Origin of the sequence: Pseudonocardia zijingensis, assembly GCF_042657305.1 — a bacterium.
Classification (GTDB): Bacteria; Actinomycetota; Actinomycetes; order Mycobacteriales; family Pseudonocardiaceae; genus Pseudonocardia; species Pseudonocardia zijingensis.
On record NZ_JBHSKO010000007.1, the window covers coordinates 341,406 to 362,464 of the forward strand.

Consider the following 21,059-nt stretch of genomic DNA (forward strand, 5'->3'; position numbering starts at 1 on the left):
AATCAGTCACGGATCGGTCACCACGTGAGCGCGAGCCCCGGATCCGTGAGCAACGCGCCGACGTCGGCGAGGAACCGGGAGCCCTGCTCGCCGTCGACGAGCCGGTGGTCGAACGACAACGCGAGCTGGCACACCGTGCGCACGGCCAGCTCGCCGTCCACCACCCACGGCGCCGGTTTGATCGCGCCGACGGCCAGGATCGCCGCCTCCCCCGGGTTGATGATGGGGGTGCCGGTGTCCACGCCGAACACGCCGACGTTGGTGATGGTGAACGTGCCGCCCACCAGGTCTGCCGGGGGTGTCTTCCCGGCGCGCGCGGTCTCGGTGAGCTCGGCCAGCGCGCCCGCGATCTCCCGGAGCGAGAGCGTGTCGGCGTCGCGCACCTTCGGCACGATCAGCCCCCGGGGCGTGGCCGCGGCGATCCCGAGCTGCACGCGGTCGTAGAAGACGATCTCGCCGGCCTGCTCGTCCCACGAGGCGTTCACCTCGGGAGTGCGCTTCGCCGCCAGGCACACCGCCTTCGCCACGAACGCCAGCGGCGTGAGCTTCACGTCGGCGTACTCGCGGGTGGCGCGCAGCCGATCGCGCAGCGCGAGCGTGGCCGTGACGTCGACGGTGAGGAACTCGGTGACGTGCGGCGCCGTGAACGCGCTCCCGGCGACGGCGGCGGCCGTGGCCTTGCGCACGCCGCGGATCGGCTCCCGGCGCACCCCTCCCGCACGAGGGGCCGGCCCAGCGGCGACGGGCGCGGCGGCTGCCTCGACGTCAGCCCGGGTGATCACACCCCCCGCACCGCTGCCGGTGATGCTGCCCAGGTCCACCCCGAGGTCCTTGGCGAGCTTGCGCACGGGCGGCTTCGCCAGCGGAACCGCGGTACGAACGGCACTCTCGTCCGATAGAGCGGTACGGGTGGGCCGTTCGTCCGGTGGGGGTGCGGTGTCCCGGCGCCGGGGGCGGCGGGTGGCCGAGGCCTGGCGCGGGCCGTAGCCCACCAGGTTGGGTACCGCCTCGTCCTCGGCCGGGGCGTCCGCCACGGGCACAGCGCCGCCGGTGTCGATCGTGATGATCGGCGTGCCGACCGCGATCGTCCGGCCGGGCTCGGCGAGCAGCTCGCCCACCGTGCCCGCCCACGGCGACGGCAGCTCGACCGCGGCCTTCGCCGTCTCGATCTCGCAGATGACCTGGTTGACGGTGACCGTGTCCCCGGGCCGGACCCGCCAGCTCACGATCTCGGCCTCGGTGAGGCCCTCGCCGACGTCGGGCAGGGTGAACTCGCGCTGCACCGCCGTCACCACGCCAGCGATCGGTCGACGGCGTCGAGGACCCGGTCGAGGTCGGGGAGGTAGTCCTCCTCGCACTTCGACGGCGGGTAGGGCGTGTCGAAGCCCGTGATGCGCAGCACCGGTGCCTCCAGCGAGTAGAAGGCCTCCTGCTGGACGCGGGCGGCCACCTCGGACGCGATCGACGACTCGGACGGGGCCTCGGACACGACGACGAGGTGCCCGGTGCGCCGCACCGACTCCAGCACCGGGTCGAGGTCGAGCGGCGACAGGGTGCGCAGATCGATCACCTCGAGGTCGTGGCCGTCGCTCTCGGCCGCGGCCGCGGCGTCGAGGCAGGTGCGCACCATCGGCCCGTAGGTGGCCACCGTGAGCGTGCTGCCGGGGCGCACCACCCGGGACGCGAAGACCGGGGGCGGGTCGGCGTCCGGGTCGACCTCGCCCTTCTCCCAGTACCGCCGCTTCGGCTCGAAGAAGATCACCGGATCGTCGCTCGCGATGACCTGCTGGATCATCCAGTAGGCATCGCTGGCGTTCGAGCAGGCCACGACCCGCAGCCCCGCGGTGTGCGCGAAGTACGACTCGGGCGACTCGCTGTGGTGCTCGACCGCACCGATGCCCCCGCCGAACGGGATGCGCACGACCACCGGCACCTTGACCTTGCCCTGCGAGCGGTAGTGCAGCTTGGCCAGCTGGGAGACGATCTGGTCGAAGCCGGGGAAGACGAACCCGTCGAACTGGATCTCGCACACCGGCCGGAAGCCGCGGATCGCGAGGCCCACGGCCGTGCCGATGATCCCGGACTCGGCGAGCGGGGTGTCGAGCACGCGCTGCTCGCCGAAGTCCTTCTGCAGCCCGTCGGTGACGCGGTAGACGCCGCCGAGCTTGCCGACGTCCTCGCCCATCACGATGACCTTCGGGTCGCGCTCCATCGCCGCGCGCAGGCCGTTGTTCAGCGCCTTGGCCAAGGTCGTCTGCGTCATCTCACACCCCCTCGAACGAGGCGTGGTACTCCAGGTAGGCGGCGCGCTGCGCCTCCAGCACGGGCGAGGGTTCCGCGTAGACCTGCGAGAACATCCGGTCCGGCGCGGACGGGGGCATGTTCACGCAGAACTCGCGGAACCGGGCGGCGAGCTCATCGGACTCGGCCTGCACCTCGTCGAAGAACTCCTGCCCGACGTGGTGCTCGCGCACCAGGTTGACCCGCACCCGCTCGATCGGGTCCTTGAGCTTCCACAGCTCCAGCTCGTCGGCGAGGCGGTAGCGCGACGGGTCGTCGGAGGTGGTGTGCGCGTCCATCCGGTACGTGAACGCCTCGATGAGCACCGGCCCGTTGCCGGTGCGGCACTCCTCCAGCGCCCACCGGGTGACGGCGAGGCAGGCCAGCACGTCGTTGCCGTCTACGCGGATGCCGGGGAAGCCGTAGCCCTCGGCGCGCTTGTAGAGCGGCACGCGCGACTGGCGCTCGGTGGGCTCGGAGATCGCCCACTGGTTGTTCTGGCAGTAGAAGACGACCGGGGCGTCGTAGACGGCGGCCCACACGAAGCCCTCGTGCACGTCGCCCTGGCTGGTGGCACCGTCGCCGAAGAAGCAGATGGTGGCCTCGCTGTCCGGGCTCTCCCCGACCTTGCCCTCGAACCGCTGGCCCATGGCGTAGCCGGTGGCGTTGAGGACCTGGTTGCCGATGACGATCGTGTAGAGGTGGAAGCGGGCGACCTTCGGGTCCCAGCTGCCGTGGTCGGTGCCGCGGAAGATGCCGAGCAGGTCGGTGGGGTCGATCCCGCGCGTCCACGCCACCCCGTGCTCGCGGTACGACGGGAAGGCCATGTCCTGGGGTGCCATCGCCCGCCCGGCGCCGATCTGGGCGGCCTCCTGGCCCAGCAGCGGCACCCAGATCCCCAGCTGCCCCTGCCGCTGCAGCGCGTTGCCCTCGCGGTCGAAGCGGCGCACCAGCACCAGGTCGCGGTAGAGGCTGCGCAGCGCGTCGACGTCGAGGTCGGTGGCGTAGCCGTCGAACCGCGGGTCCGACACGCGCTCACCCTCCGGGGTGAGCAGCTGCACGAGCTCCGGGTCGCCCTCGTCGGTGGCCTTCAGGCCGGCGACCACCTGCTCCCGACTCGGCCGCGCCCCCTGCGCTGCCGCTGTGGGTGGGACCCACTCCTGCGGAACGGTCACGGTGCCTCCTCGTGCTCGACGACCTGGTCCCGTTCGTGGCGGGACCCAGGACGGACGCGTCCGGCCGGGCACTCCGGTGCGGGTCCACGACCGGCTCTGATGAGCAATCCTGACACGCGGGACGACCACGGGGCAGGACGCACCGGAGATGGCGAAGGGCACGTCCCGGTGGTACCGGGACGTGCCCTTCGGCGGTTGCTGCTAGCTCTTCGGCGGCTCGCTGAAGCCCGCCGTGCCGGGCTGTGCCGGCGGCGGCTCGCTGAAGCCGGCCTTGCCGGGCTGGGTCTGCTGCGGCGACTGGGGCGCCGAGTAGTCGGCGGTCTTGCCGAAGCCCGCGTTCTGCTCGTAACCCTGCGTGTGCCCGTTGCCCGCGGCACCGAAGCCGGGGGCCTGCCGGATCCCGGCGAGGCCCTTCGCCTTGTCGGCCACGCCCCGGATCTGGCCCGAGTACTTGCCCTTCGTCTGCTTGTCGACGAACTCCGCAGCCTGGTCGAGGTACTTGGCCGCCTTGTCCGGGTTGCTCTTCGCGTAGCGGCGAGCTGCCTCGGCCGCAGTGGCCAGCAGTGCCAGGCGTTTGATCAGGGCCATTGCGTCCTCCGTTGGGGTTCTCTCACCGCGCACAACGCGCTCGCGGTGCCTGCCGGTTCCGGGAGTACCCAACCTAGCCCCGTACATCACTGGACATCTCCAGCGAATCACTCTCGGTGATGTCACACAACAGTGACCACCAGCGAGGTGTCGAGAGGGCGTACGAGTGGCAGCATCCCCGCGTACAAACCGCCCACGAGGAGGTCATCGTGTCCGCGATCCACCGTTCGTTCCCGGTTGCGCTCGGCGCTGCCGCGCTAGCCGTCGCCCTCGCCGGGTGCGGCGGGGGTGGAGGAGGAAGCGATGCCGCGGCCCCGGCCGCGGGCGGCGTCGAACTCGTGAGCGACGGGGTGCTCACCACCTGCACGCACCTGCCCTACGAGCCGTTCCAGTTCCAGGACGGCGCGGAGATCGTCGGGTTCGACGTGGACATGGTCGACCTCGTCGCCGCGAAGCTCGGTGTCGAGCAGCAGATCATCGACATGCCGTTCGACGGCATCCAGTCCGGCGCCGCGTTCGACTCCGGCCAGTGCGACATCGGCGCCGCCGCGATGACGATCACGGAGGAGCGCAAGCAGAACATCGACTTCTCCGACCCCTACTTCGAGGCCACGCAGGCCCTGCTCGTGCAGGAGGCCTCCGGGATCAGCGACCCCGCCGGGCTCGCGGGCAAGAAGGTCGGGGTGCAGAACAGCACCACCGGCCAGGAGTACGCCGAGAACAACATCACCGGTTCCGAGATCGTCGTCTTCGAGGACCTGGGGCTGCTGACCACCGCGGTGCAGACCGGCACGGTGGACGCGGGGATCGCCGACAACGGCCCGCTGCTCGACTTCGCGAAGAAGAACCCCGGCCTCGCCGTCACGGCCGAGTTCCGCACCGACGAGCAGTACGGGTTCGGCGTCCGCAAGGGCAACACAGCCCTCCTGCAGGTGGTCAACGAGAGCATCGCGGCCTCCAAGGCGGACGGCACGTACAACCAGATCTACGAGAAGTGGTTCGGCCAGGCCCCGACCCAGGGCTGACCCGACGACGCATGGCACTCACCCGACGCCAACGCGCCCGGGCGTGGCGCGGCGTCCAGTACGCGATCGCGATCGCGATCGTGCTGGTCGTCGCGTTCACCGCCGACTGGGCGACCATCGGCCGCGCCTTCTTCGACCTCGAAGTGGCCGCGAGCCTGTTCCCCGACGTCCTCACCATCGCATTGCGCAACACGGTGGTCTTCACCGCGCTCGGTTTCCTCCTCGCGCTCGCCCTCGGTCTCGTGCTGGCCCTGATGCGGTTGTCGTCCGTGGGGGTCTACCGGGCGGTGGCGGGGGCCTACGTCGAGTTCTTCCGCGGGCTGCCCGCCCTGCTGGTGGTCATCGCCATCGGGTTCGGCATCCCGCTCGCGTTCGGCACGATCCTCGACCGCACGCTCGCCATCACGATCGCGCTGGGCATGGTCGGCTCCGCCTACATCGCCGAGACGATCCGGGCCGGCATCCAGGCGGTGCCGCCCGGCCAGGTGGAGGCCGCCCGCTCGCTGGGCATGTCGCCCGCCCGGACGATGGTGTTCATCGTGATCCCGCAGGCGTTCCGCATCGTCCTGCCGCCGCTCACCAACGAGCTCATCCTGCTGACGAAGGACTCGTCGCTGGCGTTCCTGCTCGGCACCGCCCTCACCCAGCAGGAGCTGGCCCAGTTCGGCCGCGCGGCGCTGAACGAGGTGCGCAGCCTCACCCCGATCCTCGTCGTCGGCCTCTGCTACCTGATCATCACGATCCCGTTGTCGTTCCTGGCGCGCCGCCTCGAGCGCCGCTTCGGGAGCGCGGGCATGCCGAAGGGCGCCGAGGTATGACCGAGACCGCGGTCCGCATCACGGACCTGCACAAGTCGTTCGGCAGCCACGAGGTCCTGCGCGGGATCGACCTCGACGTCGTGCGCGGCGACGTGGTGTGCATCATCGGCCCGTCCGGGTCGGGCAAGTCCACGCTGCTGCGGTGCGTGAACCTGCTCGAGATGCCCACGCGCGGCACGGTGGTGGTGGGCGACCACGAGATGACCGACCCGGACGTCGACATCGACGCCGCCCGGCGCACCACCGGCATGGTGTTCCAGCAGTTCAACCTGTTCGCGCACCTCAGCGTGCTGTCCAACCTCACGATCGCGCAGCGCCGCGTGCTCGGGCGCAGCCGGGAGGAGTCGGAGCGGGTGGCCCGGGCCAACCTGGAGCGGGTGGGCCTCGCGGGGCGCGAGAACGCCATGCCGCGCCAGCTCTCGGGTGGCCAGCAGCAACGCGTGGCGATCGCGCGTGCGCTGTCGATGGACCCCACCGTGATGCTCTTCGACGAGCCGACCTCGTCGCTGGACCCGGAGCTGGTGGGGGACGTCCTCGACGTCATGCGCGGGCTCGCCCGGGAGGGAATGACGATGCTCGTGGTGACGCACGAGATCCAGTTCGCCCGCGAGGTGGCCGACCGCGTGCTGTTCATCGACGGCGGCGTGATCGTGGAGGAGGGCACACCCGCCGAGGTGATCGGCGCGCCCAAGCAGGAACGCACGCGCACGTTCCTCGCGCGGGTGCTGCACGGCACGGCCGAGGTCTGAGCCGGGCGGCGGGGTTCAGCGCTTCGGCCAGTGCCACGAGGGCCGCTCCAGCAGGGACTGGCCGGCGAGCACGGTGGCGCCGAACTCCTTCCCCAGCTCCAGCAGCGCCGTGCCGTCCTCGACCGCGGCGAGGGCACGCACCAGCGGCTGGGCGTGCGTGACGACCACGACCTGGGCGCGCGCGGCGGCCGTGGCGATCAGCGCCGCGAGGGCCGGCAGCAGATCGGGGTGCAGGCTCGTCTCCGGCTCGTTCAGCACCAGCAGCTCCGGCGGGCGGGGGCTCAGCAGCGCCGCGACCCACAGCAGGTAGCGCAGCGTGCCGTCGGACAGCTCGCCCGCCGACAACGGCCGCAGCAGCCCGTGCTGGTGGAAGCTCAGCCCGAACCGGCCGTCCTCGGCCACCTCCACCCGAACACGGGAACCCGGGAAGGCGTTGTCGACGGCGGCGCGCAGCTCGTCGGCGTCGCCCACCTCCTCGATCGTCTGCAACGCGGCCGCCAGGTCGGCGCCGTCGTGGTCGAGCACCGGGGTGCGCGTGCCGACCCGGGCCTGGCGGGCGGGGGCGTCGGCGTCGGTGCGGAAGTGGTCGTAGAACCGCCACGAGCGGATGCGCTCCCGCACCACGAGCACCTCGGGCGAGATCCGCGGGTCGGCGAACGCGGTGAGCATGCTGTCGGCGATCCCGATGGGGTGCGGGTCCTGGCCCCACGACCCGCCCGCCGCGCGGGTGCGGACCACCGGCCCGGCGCGGTCGGCCAACAACGTGGCGGGCCGCAGCACCGGGCCGCGCCACACACACTCCCGCTTGAACTCGGGATCGCGGTTGAACGCCGTGCGCGTGGGGATGGGCATGCCCAGGTCGAGGGCGTAGCCGAACTCGTCGCCGGAGAACCCGAGCCGCAGCCCCACGGCCTTCGTGCGCCGCGTGCCCTGCACCGCCGAGCGGCCCTCGCGCACCGCCCGGCCGGTGGCCTCCGGGCCCGCCCACAGCGCCGAGGGCAACCCGCCCTCCCGCGCGAGCGCGGCCACCGCCCCGTCGCGCGCGGCGTCGGCCAGCAGCCGCAACGCCCGGTACAGACTGGACTTCCCGCTCCCGTTCGGCCCCGTGACCACCGTGAGCCGCGACAGCGGCAGCACGAGGTCGCGCAGCGAACGGTAGTTCTCCACGGCCAACGTCGTCAGCACCGCGCAGACGCTAGAGCGCGGTGCTGACAGACTCGACGGGTGGCCGTCACCGACGAGGCGATCCTCAAGATCAAGGCGATGATCCGCTCCGGCGAGCTGCGACCCGGCGACCGGCTGCCGCCGGAGAAGGAGCTCTCCGAGGCGCTGGGGCTCTCGCGCAGCTCGCTGCGCGAGGCCGTGAAGGCGCTCGAGGTGATCCGGGTGCTCGACGTGCGGCGCGGCGACGGCACCTACGTCACGAGCCTCACCCCGGACATCCTGCTCGACGCGATGTCCTTCGTGGCGGACATCCACCAGGACGCGTCCGTGCTGGAGCTGTTCGAGGTGCGGCGGATCCTGGAGCCGGCCGCGGCCACGCTCGCCGCCGCGCGCACCACCCCGGCCGATGTGGAGCACCTGCAGGACCTGCTCTCCCAGGTGCACAGCACCACCTCGGTGGACGACCTCGTGGCCCACGACCAGGTGTTCCACCGCTACATCGCCGAGCTGGCCGGCAACAGCTACCTCACGAGCCTGCTCGAGACGCTCTCCAGCAGCACCCTGCGCGCCCGGATCTGGCGCGGGCTGTCCGAGGAGGGTGCGGTGGAGCGCACGCTCACCGAGCACCGGGCCATCGTCGACGCGCTGGCGCGGGGGGACGCCACGCTGGCGGCCGCCCACGCCACCGTGCACATCAACGGTGTGGCGGAGTGGTTGCGCCAGGCGTTGGGCTGAGGCCCCGCCCCCGGAGTGCAGGAAAGCCACATTCAGGGCCGCTGCGGCCCTGAATGTGGCTTTCCTGAACCGGCGGGCGGCCTACTGGTAGAGCAGCGGCTCGATCTCCGGGCTGTCGATGTTGCTCTTGTCGTACCAGTAGAACCCGGTGTCGATCACCTTCGGCAGCTGCTCGCCGTTCAGCGCCTTGACGGAGGCGTCGACGAGCGCCCGGCCCATGCCGATCGGGTCCTGGGTGACCGCGCCGAGCATCTGCCCGTTGCGGATCGCCTCGATCTGGCCGGTGCCGGAGTCGAACCCGATGACGGTGAGCCCGGTCGTGCCGCTCTCGGCGACGCCGCGCAGGACGCCGATCGCCGAGCCCTCGTTGGCGGCGTAGATGCCGCGCAGGTCCGGGTTGGCGGCGATGATCGCCTTGGTGATGTCGGCCGACTTGGCCTGGTCGCCACCGCCGTACTGCGGTTCGAGGACCTCGATGCCCGGTGCGTTGGCACCCATCCACTCGAGGAAGCCGTCGCGGCGGTCCTGCCCGGTCTGGCTGGTCTGGTCGTGCACGACGAGGCCGACCTTGCCGGTGCCGCCCAGCGCCTCGGCCATGTGCTTGGCGGCCTCGGCGGCGGCGGCCTTGTTGTCGGTGGCCGCCGTGGTGAGCGGGATGTCGCTGTCGACGCCCGAGTCGAACGCGATCACCGGGATGTTGCTGGTGCGGGCCTGCTGCAGCAGCGGCGCGGCGGCGCGGGAGTCGAGCGCGGCGAAGCCGAGGACGTCGGGCTGGCGGCCGAGGGCGTTCTGCAGCATGGTCACCTGCGCCTCGACCTCGGACTCGCTGGCCGGGCCCTCGAAGCTGATGCGCACGCCCTGCTCGGCGGCCTCCGCCTCGGCACCCTGCTTCACCGCCTGCCAGAACTGGTGCTGGAACCCCTTGGAGACGATGGCGATGTAGGGCTGGTCGCCGCCGCCACCCTCGTCGGACGATCCGCCGCACGCAGCGGCCGTCAGGGCGAAGGCGGCCGCCGCGACGGCCGCTCCGATCCGGTGGATCCGCATGTCGATCGAGCTCCCTTGCGTCGAGCGTGGATGTGGGGTCAGGCGGTGGTGCTCTTGCGGGCCCGGTCGGCGTACACGGCGAGCAGGATCACGCAGCCGAGGATGACGTTCTGCCATTCCTGCGGGATCGACATGATCTGCAACCCGTTGTTCAGCACCGAGATGATCAGGGCGCCGATGACCGTACCGACGATCGATCCCTTGCCACCTGAGAGGGAGGTGCCACCGATCACGACGGCGGCGATCGCCTGGAGCTCGTAGCCCATCCCGGTGGCGGGCTGGGCGGAACCGAGGCGCGCCGAGATCATCACGCCGGCGAGCCCGGTGAAGAGCCCCGCGAGCGTGTAGATCACGATCTTCCAGCGGCGCACGTCGATCCCGGAGAGCGCCGTGGCCTCCTCGTTGCTGCCGATCGAGTAGGTGTAGCGGCCGAGAACCGTCTTGTTGAGCAGCACGCCCGCGATCACCGCGGCCACCGCCAGGATGAGGACGGCGTTGGGGAAGTTCGTGCCGGGGATGATGCTGCCGATCGAGATGTCGATGTAGGACGGGGTCTGGTCGAAGTAGATCGGCGTGCTGTTCGAGACGACCAGCGCGAGCCCCTGCGCCACCAGCATCATCGCGAGCGTCGCGATGAACGGCGGCAACCCGAGCACGGCCACGTTCAAGCCGTTGATCAGGCCGATCAGCCCCCCGAAGAGGATCGCGCCGAGCACGCCGACCGGCAGCGGGAGCCCGGCGTTCACGATGAACACCCCGGACATCACGGCGCACAGCGCCATCCCGGTACCGATCGACAGGTCGATACCGCCCGTGATGATCACGAACGTGGTGCCGAGCGCGAGCGTGCCGATCACCACGGTGGAGAACAGGATGTTCGTGATGTTGCCGTAGTTGAAGAAGTTCGGGCTGAGGATCGAGAAGAACACGAAGATCACGAGCAGGCTCGCGAAGGCGAGGAACTGCTGCAGCCCCGCCCGGAGCACGGTGAGCACGCCGGTGGGCGCGTCCTTGCGCTGCTCCTCCTCGGTGGCGGTGGGGGATGTCAACTGACGGCCTCCGTCTCCGGACGCAGGGTGGCGAGGTGCATGACGCTCTCCTGGGTGGCTTCGGCTGCATCGAGCTGGCCGGTGACCCGGCCCTCGCTCATCACGACGACCCGGTGCGACATCCGCAGCACCTCCGGCAGCTCGGAGGAGATCATGATGATCGACTTGCCCTGGGCGGCCAGCTCGTTGAGCAGCCGGTAGATCTCTTCCTTGGCACCGACGTCGATGCCGCGCGTCGGCTCGTCGAAGATCAGGATGTCGCAGTCCTTGACCAGCCACTTCCCGATGACGACCTTCTGCTGGTTGCCACCGGAGAGGAACTTGGCGGTCTGGTCGACCGACGGGGTGCGGATCCGCAGCGTGTCCACGATCTCGCGCGAGCGCGCGCGCATCGCGCGGTCGCGCACGAACCCCCACTGCTGGAACCGCTCGCGGATCGAGCTGAGCCCGATGTTGGCGTTGACGTCCTGCTCGAGCAGCAGCCCGAGGTGCTTGCGGTCCTCGGACAGGTAGCCGATGCGGTGCTTGGCGGCCTCGGCCGGGGTCGTGATCCGCACCGGCTGCCCGCGCAGCTCGACAGTGCCCGACTCGACCGGGTCGGCGCCGACGAGCGCGCGGGCGACCTCGGTGCGGCCGGCGCCCATCAGCCCGGCGAAGCCGAGGATCTCGCCCTCCCGCAGCTCGAACGAGACGTCGCGCAGCAGGTCCTTGGTGGTGAGCCCGCGCACCGAGAGCACCACCTCGCGGTCCTCGCGCACGCCTTCGGGCCCGAGCCCGGCCGCGATCTCCCGGCCCACCATCCGTGAGATGACCTCGGGCATGGTGGTGCCCTCCGTGTCGAGCGTGTCGACGTAGCGGCCGTCGCGGATCACGGTGATCCGGTCGGTGATCGCCTTCAGCTCGTCCATCCGGTGCGAGATGTAGATGACGCCGGTGTCGGGGGTGCGGAACCGCCGGATGAGGTCGTGCAGCACCCGCACCTCGGCGTCGTTCAGCGCAGCGGTGGGCTCATCCATGATCAGGACGCGGGGCTCGTAGGAGAGCGCCTTGGCGATCTCGACCATCTGCTGCTTCGCGACGGTCAGCTCGCCCACCCGCTCCTTCGGGTCGAGCGGCAGGTGCAGCCGGTCGATCAGCTCGGCGGCCTTCGCCTCCAGCGCGCGCTCGCCGAGGAACACCCGCCCCGTACGCGGCTCGCGGCCGATGAAGATGTTCTGCGCGACCGTGAGGTCGGGCATCAGGTTGAACTCCTGGTGGATGATGCTGATGCCCAGCTCCAGCGCGTGCCGCGGGCCCGTCGCGCGCAGCGGCTCGCCGTCGAGGAAGAACTCGCCCTCATCCGGGGTGTAGATGCCCGACAGCAGCTTCATCAGCGTCGACTTGCCGGCCCCGTTCTCGCCGACCAGCGCGAGCACCTCGCCGCGGCGGAGCTCGATGTGCATGTCCTGCAGGGCACGGACGCCGGGGAAGCTCTTCCCGACGCCCCGCGCCTCCAGGAGGAGCGGCTCGCTCATGTCACGACGCCCTTCCGCAGGATCGCGTTGCCGTACACGCGGGTCTCTCCGGTGCGCACGATCAGGTACGCGGGCGCGGCGGCCTCGTAGAACGCGTACCGGTCGAGGAAGCGCACGTCGGTGGTGCCCGCGGCGGTGATCAGGTCCTCCTGAACGGGGAGCCGGTCGCCGTCCGGGGTGGCCATCAGGTCGACGGCGGGCGCGTCGTCCAGCGGCACGACCGTGCGGATCGCCGCCATGAGGTCGGGGGTCGCGACGCCGGGCAGGTCGAGCACGCGGCTCCCGAGCCGGTGGGCCGGGAAGTGCGCGTCGGCCAGCACGACGGCGTCCGAGTGCCCCATGGCGTCGAGGTGGGCGAGCAGCGGCCCCGTCAGGAGCGGGTGGATGCCGGACAGCACTTACGCCTCCTCGGGGTTCGGCGCGAGCCCGTACACGCGCTGCGCGTTGCGTGTGAGGATCTTGCACTGCTCCTCGTCGGTGAGCTCCCCGAGGAGCTCCGCCATGACTTCCCAGGTGCCGGCGTAGCCGGCGGTGAGCAGCGTCATCGGCCAGTCGCTTCCCCACAGCAGCCGGTCGGGGCCGAACAGCTCCAGGGCGGCCTCCCAGGCCGGGCGCAGGCCAGCCGCCGTGAACGGCTCGCCGCGCACCTGCAGCCCCGAGATCTTCGCGACCGTGTTGGGGCGGGCGGCCACCGCCGTGAACGCCTCCCGCCACGCCCGGAAGTCGGGCCTGCCGTGCGGCGGCTTGCCCAGGTGGTCGAGCACGACCGTGAGCTCGGGCAGCGCACCGGCGAGCTCCGCGGTAGGCCCGAGGTGGCGCGGCCACGCGTCGGGCACGTCGTAGGGCAGGCCCCGCTGCGCGAGCAGCCCCAGCGACTCGCGCACGGTGGGCAGCGCGAGGAAGTCGTCGCGCGGGTCGTCGTGCACGAGGTGGCGCACCCCGCGGAAAGCCGGGTCGGCGGTGAAGCGCTCGAGCTGCTCCGCGGCGACCTCCGGGTCGTCCAGCTGCACCCAGCCGACGACGCCGGCCACCCAATCGCGCTCGGCCGCGACCTCGAGCATGAACTCGGTGTCGGCGACCGAGTCCTCGGCCTGCACGAGCACCGCGCGCTCGACGCCCACCGCGGTCAGCTCCGCCTCGGCCCGGTCGGCCGTGATCGTGGTGTGCAGCGGCCCGAGCTCGGGCGTGATCCACGAGTACCGGCTGCGTTGCAGGTCCCAGAGGTGCAGGTGGGCGTCGATCACGGGAGGAGACCTTCCGCCACCAGCTGCTTCCACAGTTCGTCGGGCACCGGCTCGGCCAGCCTGCGGACGTTCTGCTCGACGTGCGCGGGCTCGGTGGCACCGAGCGCGATCGCGCGCACCGCGGGCTCGCGCAGCGGGAACTGCAACGCGGCCGTGGGGAGGTCCACCCCGTAGCCGGCGCACACGGCTGCGAGCCGCTGCGCCTTCGCCACGACGTCGGCCGGTGCCTCGCCGTACTCGTAGTGGGCCCCGGGCCCGGGCGTCGACGTCGACAGCAGGCCGGAGTTGAAGGCGCCCGCGACGACGATGCCGATGCCGCGGTCGCGGCACTCCGGGATCAGCGCGGGCGCTGCGGGCTGTTCGAGCAACGTGTAGCGGCCCGCGACCATCAGCAGGTCGAGGTCACCGACGCGCAGGCCGGCGAGGTGCGCCGCCACCGACTTCGACCCGATGCCGACGGCGCGCACGAGGCCTTCCTCGCGCAGCCCGACGAGGGCGGGGACGGCGCTGCGGACCGACCCCTCCATGTCCTCGTACTCGTCGGGGTCGTGCAGGAACAGCACGTCGACGCGGTCGAGACCGAGGCGCTCCAGCGAGTCGTCGAGGCTGCGCCGCACGCCGTCGGCGGAGGCGTCCCAGACCCGGCGCGGGTCGGCGGGCACCACGAACCCGCCTTCCTCGTCCCACTCATCTGATGTTTCGGGGCTCGGGACCAGCAGCCGTCCCACCTTCGTGGAGACCACGAACTCGTCGCGCGGCTTGCCTGCCAGGAACCGGCCCAGCCGGCGTTCTGCGAGGCCGAGGCCGTAGTGGGGAGCCGTGTCGAAGTAGCGGATGCCCTGCTCCCAGGCCGCCTCCAGCACGGCGTTCGCCTGCTCGTCGGACATCGCGGTGAACAGGTTGCCGAGGTTGGCACCGCCGAACCCGAGCGTCCCCAGGGACGGCACGCGGTCAGCCATCGTGCGACACCGTGTGCCCCGCGAGGGACGCTGCGCGCATCTCGGTGCCCGCCCCGGGGTCCGTCGGCGCCAGGTAGCGACCGCCGGTCACCCGGACCGGTGTGACGAAGTGCTCGTGAAGGTGGTCCACGTACTCGATCATGCGCCCTTCGGCCGTCCCGGACACGGCGACGTAGTCGAACATCGCCAGGTGCTGCACGGCCTCGCAGAGTCCCACGCCACCGGCGTGCGGGCAGACCGGCACGCCGAACTTGGCCGCGAGCAGCAGCATCGCGACGTTCTCGTTGACGCCGGCCACGCGGGTGGCGTCGATCTGGAGCACCTGCAGCGCGTCGTGCGCGAGGAACTGCTTGGCCAGCACCCGGTTGGCCATGTGCTCGCCGGTGGCCACCGGGATCGGCGCGATGCCCCGGGCGATGGCGGCGTGGCCGAGCACGTCGTCCGGGCTGGTGGGCTCCTCCACCCACGCCAGGTCGAAGCTCGCCAGCTCCTTGATCCACGCGATCGCGTCGGCCACGTCCCAGCGCTGGTTGGCGTCCACCGCGATGCGCACGTCGGGCCCGACCACCTCGCGGGCGATCCGCATCCTGCGCACGTCGTCGGCCAGGTCGCCGCCGACCTTCAGCTTGATCTGCCCGAACCCCTCGTCGACCGCCTCCCGGCACAGCCGCGCGAGCTTCTCGTCGTCGTAGCCGAGCCAGCCGGGGGTGGTGGTGTAAGCGGGGTAGCCGTCGCTCAGCAGCCGGGCCTCCCGCTCGGCCCTCCCGGGTGCGGCGGCCCGCAGGATCTGCAGCGCCTCGTCGCGGGTGAGCGCGTCGGTGAGGTAGCGGAAGTCGACGAGGTCCACCAGCTGCTCGGGAGTGAGCGCCGCGAGCACCTGCCACAGCGGACGGCCCTCCCGCTTGGCGCGCAGGTCCCACAGGGCGTTGACGACCGCGCCGATCGCCATGTGCATGACGCCCTTCTCCGGGCCCAGCCAGCGCAGCTGCGAGTCGTGCACCAGCTCACGCCAGGTGCCTCCCATGTCGGCGAGCAGCGGCTCGACGTCCCGGCCCACGAGGTGGCCCGCGAGCGCCTCGATCGCGGCCACCTGGACGTCGTTGCCGCGGCCGATCGTGAAGACGAACCCGTGGCCGGAGTCGCCCGCGTCGGTGACGACCCGGACGTAGGCGGCCGAGTAGTCGGGGTCGGGGTTCATCGCGTCCGAGCCGTCGAGCTGGAGCGAGGTCGGGAACCGCACGTCCGCGGTCTCGAGAGCGGTGATGCGGCTCACACGCAGTCCTTTCTGCCGATGCGCGGCTCACCGTAGACATCGGATGTCTAGCGGTCAAGGCGGCTTCGCCCTGCCGCCGTGAACGCCGCGGCGGCGAGCACGAACACCGCGCCGAGCGGGCCGACCGCACTTCCACCCCAGTCGTCCACCGCGACGGCGCCGACCACCCCCGACGCGGAGACGGCGGAGTAGGCCGCGGACTGGTGCAAGGCCGTGAGCACCGGCCCCGCCCCCGGGGCGAGCGTGACGAGCAGTTGCTGTGCAGGCGCTGTGACGCCGAACGACAGCACCCCGCTCACCGCTGCCGCCGCGACGGCCGCCGGCAGCGACCCCTGCAGCAGCGGGAGGGCGGTGAACACCACGGCCAGGGCAACCGTGACCGACACGATCACCCGCCGCGCACCGAACCGGTCGGCGAACACCCCGGAGGACAGGTTGCCCACGGTGCCGCCCACCCCGAACACCAGCAGCAGGCCCGCGAGGTGCGCGCCGTCACCGCCGGTGGTCGGCTCGTAGGCGGCACTGAAATGGGTGTAGGGGATGAAGATCCCGAGGAACGCGACGAACGTGCAGGTCAAGAGGCCACGCACCCGCCGGTCGGACAGCGGGGCGAACAGGGAGCCCGCAGGCGCGGCATCCCGGCGCAGCAGCGGCAGGCGCACCAGGACCACCGCGGCGGACGTCGCGCTCGCGGTGTAGAGCGCCGCACCGGCCGCCGCGACGACCCGGCCGCCGAGCACGAGCGGGTACGTCGGAGCGAGCGCGGTGAGCGCGTTGCCCGCGCCGAGCGCCGCGAGCACCGTGGTGCGCAGCGGCCACCCGGCGGTGAGCGCGCCCAGCAGCGGGGCCGAGATGCCTTCTCCTCGAGTTGGTACCGATCGGTTCGATTCGGACGGTACTGATCGATACCAACTTGGTCCAGGGCCGCTACGGTGTGGCCATGCCGACACACGCCCGCGAACGCCTGGTCGCGGCCGCGGAGCAGCTGTTCTACGAGGAGGGGATCCGGGCCGTCGGCGTCGAGCGCCTGCTCGCCGTCTCCGGCGTCGGCCGGGCGTCGTTCTACCGGCACTTCCCCAGCAAGGACGACCTGGTCCTCGCCATGCTCTCCGGCTACGACGAGCGCTTCCGCGAGTGGCTCGCCCACGCGCTCCGGGAGGCGGGCGACGACCCGGCCGCCCTGTTCGACGCCCTCGCCGAGCGCTTCGGCACCTCTGCGCTGCGGGGCTGCGCCTCCATCCGCACGATGATCGAGTTCGTCGACCCGGACCATCCGCTGCACCGCGCGGCGGCGGCGCACAAGGAGGCGGTGGTCGCCGACCTCGACCGCTGGCTCGCCGGCCTCGGCCGCGCCGACCACGCCGAGCTCGCCGCGCAGTTCCTGCTGCTCATCGACGGCGCCGTCGTCAGCGCCATCCGCGAGCGCGGCCCGGGACCCGCGCACCGGGCGAAGCGGATCGCCCGCGCGCTGCTGGCCGCGCAGCCGTGACCCGCGGGGTCGATCATCAGGCATCCGGGAGGTAGGTTCCCTCCAGGACATCAGATCTTTCGCCGACTCGACCGTCTTGGAGCCGCGATGAAGCTCGCTCGCCTCGGACCCGCCGGAGCCGAGATCCCCGCACTCGTCACCGACACCGCCACCTACGACCTGCGCGGCCTTGCCCGCGACATCGACGGCGACTTCCTCGCCCGGGGCGGCGTGGCCGACGTGCGGGCCGCGGCCGAGGCCGGCTCGCTGCCCGAGCTGTCCGGCGCGGCGGACCTGCGGGTCGGCTCGCCGGTGGCCCGCCCCGGCGCCGTGATCTGCATCGGGATGAACTACGCCGCCCACGCCGCCGAGTCCGGCGCGGCGCCGCCCGAGCACCCGGTGGTCTTCTTCAAGACGCCGAACACGGTCGGCGGCCCGGACGACGACGTCGCGATGCCCCGCAGCGAGAACGCCAAGGTCGACTGGGAGGTCGAGCTCGGGCTCGTCATCGGCAGCACCGCCGCCTACCTCGACTCCCCCGAGCAGAGCCTGTCCCACGTGGCCGGCTTCGTGGTGGCCGACGACCTCTCGGAGCGCTACGCCCAGATCGAGGTCTCCGGCGGGCAGTGGAGCAAGGGCAAGTGCGCCCGCGGGTTCTGCCCCACCGGCCCGTGGCTCGTCACGCCGGACGAGGTGGACCACCGCGACCTGCGCCTGCGCAGCTGGGTCAACGGCGAGCCGCGCCAGGACTCCACCACCAAGGACATGATCTTCGACGTCGAGTTCCTCGTCTGGCACCTGTCCCAGCACATGACGCTGGAGCCCGGCGACCTCGTGATCACCGGAACCCCGCAGGGGGTCGCCCTCTCCGGGCGCTTCCCGTTCCTCGAGGCCGGTGACGTCGTCGAGATCGAGGTCGAGGGCCTCGGCCGGCAGCGGCACACGCTCGTGGACGGCCGCTGATGGCGGGGGAGTTCGACGGGCTCGTCGCCGTCGTCACCGGTGGGGCGTCGGGGATCGGGGCGGCCATCGCGCGCCGCCTCACCGCGGGCGGGGCCCGCGTCGCCGTGCTCGACCGGGACGTGAGCACGCCGCCCGAGGGCGTCCTCGCCGTGCAGGCCGACGTCACCGACGACGCCTCGGTGAGCGCGGCGGTCGACCGGGTGCTCGAGGAGTGGGGCCGGCTCGATGTGCTGGTCAACAACGCCGGGATCGGTTCGCAGGGCACCGTGGCGGACAACCCGGACGACGAGTGGCACCGCGTCTTCGACGTCAACGTGCTCGGGATCGTCCGCACCACCCGCGCGGCGCTCCCGGCGCTGCGGCGCTCCCCGTCCGCGGCGATCGTCAACACCGGCTCGATCGCGGCCACGGCCGGCATCCCGCAACGCGCCGCCTACAGCGCCAGCAAGGGCGCGGTGCACGCGCTCACCCGCGCGATGGCGGCCGACCACCTCGCCGAGGGCATCCGGGTGTGCGCGGTGGCGCCGGGCACCGCGGACACCCCGTGGGTGGGCCGGCTGCTGGACAGCGCCGACGACCCGGCCGCCGAGCGGGCCGCGCTGGAGGCGCGCCAGCCGCACGGACGGCTCGTGTCAGCCGACGAGGTGGCGGGCGCGGTGGCCTACCTGGCCGCCCCGAGCTCGAGTTCGACCACCGGCATCGTGCTCGCCGTGGACGGCGGGATGCAGGAGCTGCGGCTGCGCCCGAGGAGCTGACGGCCGGGGCGCTCACACATCGACCGCTGTCGGTGCGGGAGCGCGCAGGTCGGGGTGCCGGACGACGAGCGGCTGCAGGAGCGCCTGGAGCCTGCCGGCCAGCGCGTCGAGCCCGAAGTGCTCCTCGGCCACCCGCTCGTTGTGGTCGAGGAGCGCCAGGTCCGGGTCGGCGAGCCACGCGCCCAGCCGCCCCGGGTCGTCCACCGGGAACCAGCGGAAGCCGAAGGCGCGCAGCTCGGCGGCCACCGGGAAGTCGTTCACCACGATCGGCTTGCGGTGCAGCGCCGCCTCGATCAGCGGGAGCCCGAACCCCTCCCAGGACGAGGGCAGCACCACCGCGTCGCACGCGGCGTAGGCGGCCGCCACGGACACCCCGTCCGGCAGCCTGCGCCGCACCGGCACCCTGGCCCGCGCCAGCAGCCGGGCGAGCTCGTCGCCGTACCCGTCCTCGGCCGGGCCGGTGAGCCAGAAAGTGGCGCCCAGCGCCTCTGCGATCCCCAGCCCGACGTCGACGTTCTTGCGCGGGATCGCCCGCGTGGGCTGCAGGACCAGCAGCTCGGTGTCCACCCCGATCGCCTCCCGGGTGCGCTCCCGATCCTGCGGGCGGCGCTCCTCGGAGAAGCCGTGGTAGATCGTGGTGGCCGCGATCCCGCGGCGGGCGGCGAGCTCGCGCCGGGCGAGCTCGTTGACCGTGACGTGCCGCCACGCGGGGTCGTCCGGCGGCCAGGAGACGAGGTGGGCGCACCGCTCGCGTTCCCACGGCAGGTCGTGGTGGCGCAGCACCGCGGGGCGCCCGCGCAGGTACCGCGCAAGCGCCTCGCCCGCCTCGACGTTCAGCGGCAGCGAGCAGATGTTGTCGGCGATCACGACGTCGAGGCCGTCCAGCGCGGCCGCCAGATCGAGCGGCGACGGGGGATGCGTGGCGTCCAGAGCGAGACCGGGCACGCGCACGTCCGGATCACCGTCACCCGCCACCGTGCGCACCCGCATCCCGATCCGCTCCAGCGCGGCCGCCCACTGCGCCGCGGTGACGGACACGCCGTCAGCCATGCCCAGGCGGTAGGAGACGATCGCCGCCTGCATCCCGAACAGGTTCGCCATCATCCGATCGTCTCCGCTCTCCGTCACGATCACGTGTACGGGCCGTTGCGCGCGGGGGAGATCACCCGCGGGGCAGCCGGCCCATCAGGAAGAACTCGGGGTTCGGCCGCAGGGCCGTGAGGTGGGCCAGCCGATTCGACATCGCGAACAGCGCGGTGATCGCCCCGACGTCCCAGATCTCCTCGTCGGTGAGCCCGGCGTCGCGCGCGGCGTCGAGGTCGGCCTCGGTGAGCGCGGCCGAGTCGGTGGCCACGATCAGGGCCAGGTCGACGATCGCCCGCTCGCGCTCGCTCAGCTCCACGCCCCACGGATTGGTGGCCACGCGGTCGGCGATCTCCGGGTCCTTCGTGCGGACCCGCAGGATGGCGCCGTGGGCCACCACGCAGTAGGTGCAGTGGTTCGCCCCCGACGTCGCCACGACCACCAGCTCCCGCTCGGCGCGGCTCAGCCCGTCGTCGGAGTTCATCAGCGCGTCGTGGTAGTCGAGGAACGCCCGAAGCTCCGCGGGCCTGCGGGCGAGCGCCCGGAACACGTTCGGCACGAAGCCCGACTTCTCGGCCACGGCCCCGATCCGGGCGCGCAGGTCCTCCGGCATGTCGTCGAGGTCGACGTGCCCGAACCTGCTCACCGGCGCTGCTTCCGTCATGCCCCGACGCTAACCCCCGCACGCAATCGCCCATACCGCTCGACGAAGGGTCGCCGACCGGGGACGATGCGGACATGGCCGTGCCCGACGAGATCCGCTCGCGGCTGTCGCAGTGGTGTGCCGCGCGCGTCCCCGCGGCCGAGCGCGATCAGCGCCAGATCGGGTACACGATCCACGGGGACGCGGTCACCATCCTGGAGCGCAGACCACCTGCGTACCCGGAGCTGGGACCGGCGTGGTCGGCCACTCCGGTGGCACGGCTGGTGCGGCTGCGCGACGGCTGGGTGCTCGAGCGGCCGGCCGGCCGGGGCACGTGGCAGCGCGACGCCACCGGGAGCGACCCCATCGCGCTGCTGGACGCCGTGCGCGCCTGACCTGCCTAGGGAGTGTCTGACGGATCTTGGCTGGGTTGTCGGTCAGGATGGGGTCGTGGCCGAGCGTCGGGTTCTGTCGGATGAGGCGTGGACGTGGCTGGAACCACGGCTGCCGGATCGCACGCCGCGTCG

Annotated in this window: 23 protein-coding genes; 8 read left to right on the forward strand and 15 right to left on the reverse strand. The window is 72.1% G+C overall.

The features are described 5' to 3' along the window. Positions 1-17: 17 nt before the first annotated feature. The 4 genes from ACFPL3_RS17540 to ACFPL3_RS17555 all read right to left on the reverse strand — a co-directional run bounded on the left by ACFPL3_RS17540 (position 18) and on the right by ACFPL3_RS17555 (position 4,043). Complete coding sequence (locus ACFPL3_RS17540; RefSeq protein ID WP_343942783.1) at positions 18-1,292, reverse strand: dihydrolipoamide acetyltransferase family protein; 1,275 nt, start codon at positions 1,290-1,292, stop codon at positions 18-20. Further along, the gene (locus ACFPL3_RS17545) at positions 1,289-2,263 is read right to left on the reverse strand and encodes an alpha-ketoacid dehydrogenase subunit beta (RefSeq protein ID WP_343942784.1); all 975 of its coding nucleotides are present in this window, start codon (positions 2,261-2,263) and stop codon (positions 1,289-1,291) included. Before ACFPL3_RS17545 ends, ACFPL3_RS17540 begins: the two co-directional genes overlap by 4 nt. A 1-nt stretch (position 2,264) precedes the next feature. Beyond that, positions 2,265-3,455 carry a pyruvate dehydrogenase (acetyl-transferring) E1 component subunit alpha gene (gene pdhA, locus ACFPL3_RS17550; RefSeq protein WP_343942785.1) on the reverse strand — a complete coding sequence of 397 codons (1,191 nt, stop codon included), beginning with the start codon at positions 3,453-3,455 and terminating at the stop codon, positions 2,265-2,267. A gap of 201 nt (positions 3,456-3,656) precedes the next feature. Continuing rightward, positions 3,657-4,043 (reverse strand): antitoxin, encoded by a 387-nt coding sequence (locus ACFPL3_RS17555; RefSeq protein ID WP_343942786.1) that lies wholly within the window; start codon positions 4,041-4,043, stop codon positions 3,657-3,659. 209 nt (positions 4,044-4,252) lie between these two features. Between ACFPL3_RS17555 and ACFPL3_RS17560 the strand changes: the two genes are divergently transcribed. Genes ACFPL3_RS17560 through ACFPL3_RS17570 form a run of 3 tightly spaced genes read left to right on the forward strand, consistent with a single transcriptional unit; the run spans position 4,253 to position 6,635 of the window. Next, positions 4,253-5,068, forward strand: a complete 816-nt coding sequence (locus ACFPL3_RS17560) for a basic amino acid ABC transporter substrate-binding protein (RefSeq protein WP_379589353.1) — start codon at positions 4,253-4,255, stop codon at positions 5,066-5,068. Between the two features lie 11 nt (positions 5,069-5,079). After that, entirely contained in the window at positions 5,080-5,886 is an 807-nt protein-coding gene (locus tag ACFPL3_RS17565; RefSeq protein ID WP_343942787.1) for an amino acid ABC transporter permease, read from the forward strand. Next, a complete protein-coding gene (locus ACFPL3_RS17570; RefSeq protein ID WP_343942788.1) occupies positions 5,883-6,635 on the forward strand; it encodes an amino acid ABC transporter ATP-binding protein in 753 nt (250 codons plus the stop codon). Before ACFPL3_RS17565 ends, ACFPL3_RS17570 begins: the two co-directional genes overlap by 4 nt. Before the next feature lie 15 nt (positions 6,636-6,650). Here ACFPL3_RS17570 and ACFPL3_RS17575 read toward each other — a convergent pair whose 3' ends face one another. Further along, the gene (locus ACFPL3_RS17575; protein WP_343942789.1) at positions 6,651-7,820 is read right to left on the reverse strand and encodes an AAA family ATPase; all 1,170 of its coding nucleotides are present in this window, start codon (positions 7,818-7,820) and stop codon (positions 6,651-6,653) included. Between the two features lie 39 nt (positions 7,821-7,859). Between ACFPL3_RS17575 and ACFPL3_RS17580 the strand changes: the two genes are divergently transcribed. Next, positions 7,860-8,534, forward strand: coding sequence for a FadR/GntR family transcriptional regulator (locus tag ACFPL3_RS17580; protein ID WP_343942790.1), 675 nt, complete (start codon positions 7,860-7,862; stop codon positions 8,532-8,534). Positions 8,535-8,615: 81 nt separating this feature from the next. Here the strand turns inward: ACFPL3_RS17580 and ACFPL3_RS17585 are convergent, their stop codons facing one another. The 8 genes from ACFPL3_RS17585 to ACFPL3_RS17620 are packed head-to-tail and all read right to left on the reverse strand — an operon-like array spanning position 8,616 to position 16,420. Next, positions 8,616-9,581 carry an ABC transporter substrate-binding protein gene (locus ACFPL3_RS17585; RefSeq protein WP_343942791.1) on the reverse strand — a complete coding sequence of 322 codons (966 nt, stop codon included), beginning with the start codon at positions 9,579-9,581 and terminating at the stop codon, positions 8,616-8,618. A gap of 38 nt (positions 9,582-9,619) precedes the next feature. Continuing rightward, entirely contained in the window at positions 9,620-10,576 is a 957-nt protein-coding gene (locus ACFPL3_RS17590) for an ABC transporter permease (protein WP_343942806.1), read from the reverse strand. Positions 10,577-10,626: 50 nt separating this feature from the next. After that, on the reverse strand, positions 10,627-12,144 hold the full coding sequence (locus ACFPL3_RS17595; protein ID WP_343942792.1) for a sugar ABC transporter ATP-binding protein: 1,518 nt from the start codon (positions 12,142-12,144) through the stop codon (positions 10,627-10,629). Continuing rightward, positions 12,141-12,542, reverse strand: a complete 402-nt coding sequence (locus ACFPL3_RS17600; protein WP_343942793.1) for an RbsD/FucU family protein — start codon at positions 12,540-12,542, stop codon at positions 12,141-12,143. Before ACFPL3_RS17600 ends, ACFPL3_RS17595 begins: the two co-directional genes overlap by 4 nt. Next, entirely contained in the window at positions 12,543-13,388 is an 846-nt protein-coding gene (locus ACFPL3_RS17605; RefSeq protein WP_343942794.1) for an amidohydrolase family protein, read from the reverse strand. Next, entirely contained in the window at positions 13,385-14,347 is a 963-nt protein-coding gene (locus ACFPL3_RS17610; protein ID WP_343942795.1) for an aldo/keto reductase, read from the reverse strand. The genes ACFPL3_RS17605 and ACFPL3_RS17610 overlap by 4 nt, the downstream gene beginning before the upstream one ends. After that, positions 14,340-15,620, reverse strand: coding sequence for an L-fuconate dehydratase (locus ACFPL3_RS17615; protein ID WP_343942796.1), 1,281 nt, complete (start codon positions 15,618-15,620; stop codon positions 14,340-14,342). Before ACFPL3_RS17615 ends, ACFPL3_RS17610 begins: the two co-directional genes overlap by 8 nt. Positions 15,621-15,667: 47 nt before the next feature. Then, positions 15,668-16,420 carry an MFS transporter gene (locus tag ACFPL3_RS17620; RefSeq protein ID WP_343942797.1) on the reverse strand — a complete coding sequence of 251 codons (753 nt, stop codon included), beginning with the start codon at positions 16,418-16,420 and terminating at the stop codon, positions 15,668-15,670. 140 nt (positions 16,421-16,560) lie between these two features. Between ACFPL3_RS17620 and ACFPL3_RS17625 the strand changes: the two genes are divergently transcribed. From ACFPL3_RS17625 to ACFPL3_RS17635, 3 genes are all read left to right on the forward strand, one after another. Further along, positions 16,561-17,109, forward strand: a complete 549-nt coding sequence (locus ACFPL3_RS17625) for a TetR/AcrR family transcriptional regulator (RefSeq protein WP_343942798.1) — start codon at positions 16,561-16,563, stop codon at positions 17,107-17,109. Between the two features lie 87 nt (positions 17,110-17,196). Continuing rightward, positions 17,197-18,051 carry a fumarylacetoacetate hydrolase family protein gene (locus ACFPL3_RS17630; protein WP_343942799.1) on the forward strand — a complete coding sequence of 285 codons (855 nt, stop codon included), beginning with the start codon at positions 17,197-17,199 and terminating at the stop codon, positions 18,049-18,051. Continuing rightward, positions 18,051-18,806, forward strand: coding sequence for an SDR family NAD(P)-dependent oxidoreductase (locus tag ACFPL3_RS17635; protein WP_343942800.1), 756 nt, complete (start codon positions 18,051-18,053; stop codon positions 18,804-18,806). The genes ACFPL3_RS17630 and ACFPL3_RS17635 overlap by 1 nt, the downstream gene beginning before the upstream one ends. Before the next feature lie 12 nt (positions 18,807-18,818). Here ACFPL3_RS17635 and ACFPL3_RS17640 read toward each other — a convergent pair whose 3' ends face one another. Beyond that, positions 18,819-19,910 (reverse strand): glycosyltransferase, encoded by a 1,092-nt coding sequence (locus ACFPL3_RS17640; protein WP_343942801.1) that lies wholly within the window; start codon positions 19,908-19,910, stop codon positions 18,819-18,821. A 58-nt stretch (positions 19,911-19,968) separates the two neighbouring features. Beyond that, positions 19,969-20,553, reverse strand: a complete 585-nt coding sequence (locus ACFPL3_RS17645; RefSeq protein ID WP_343942802.1) for a peroxidase-related enzyme — start codon at positions 20,551-20,553, stop codon at positions 19,969-19,971. A gap of 74 nt (positions 20,554-20,627) precedes the next feature. Between ACFPL3_RS17645 and ACFPL3_RS17650 the strand changes: the two genes are divergently transcribed. After that, positions 20,628-20,927: a DUF3024 domain-containing protein gene (locus tag ACFPL3_RS17650; RefSeq protein ID WP_343942803.1), complete on the forward strand. Its 300-nt coding sequence runs from the start codon at positions 20,628-20,630 to the stop codon at positions 20,925-20,927. Positions 20,928-21,059: the final 132 nt, after the last annotated feature.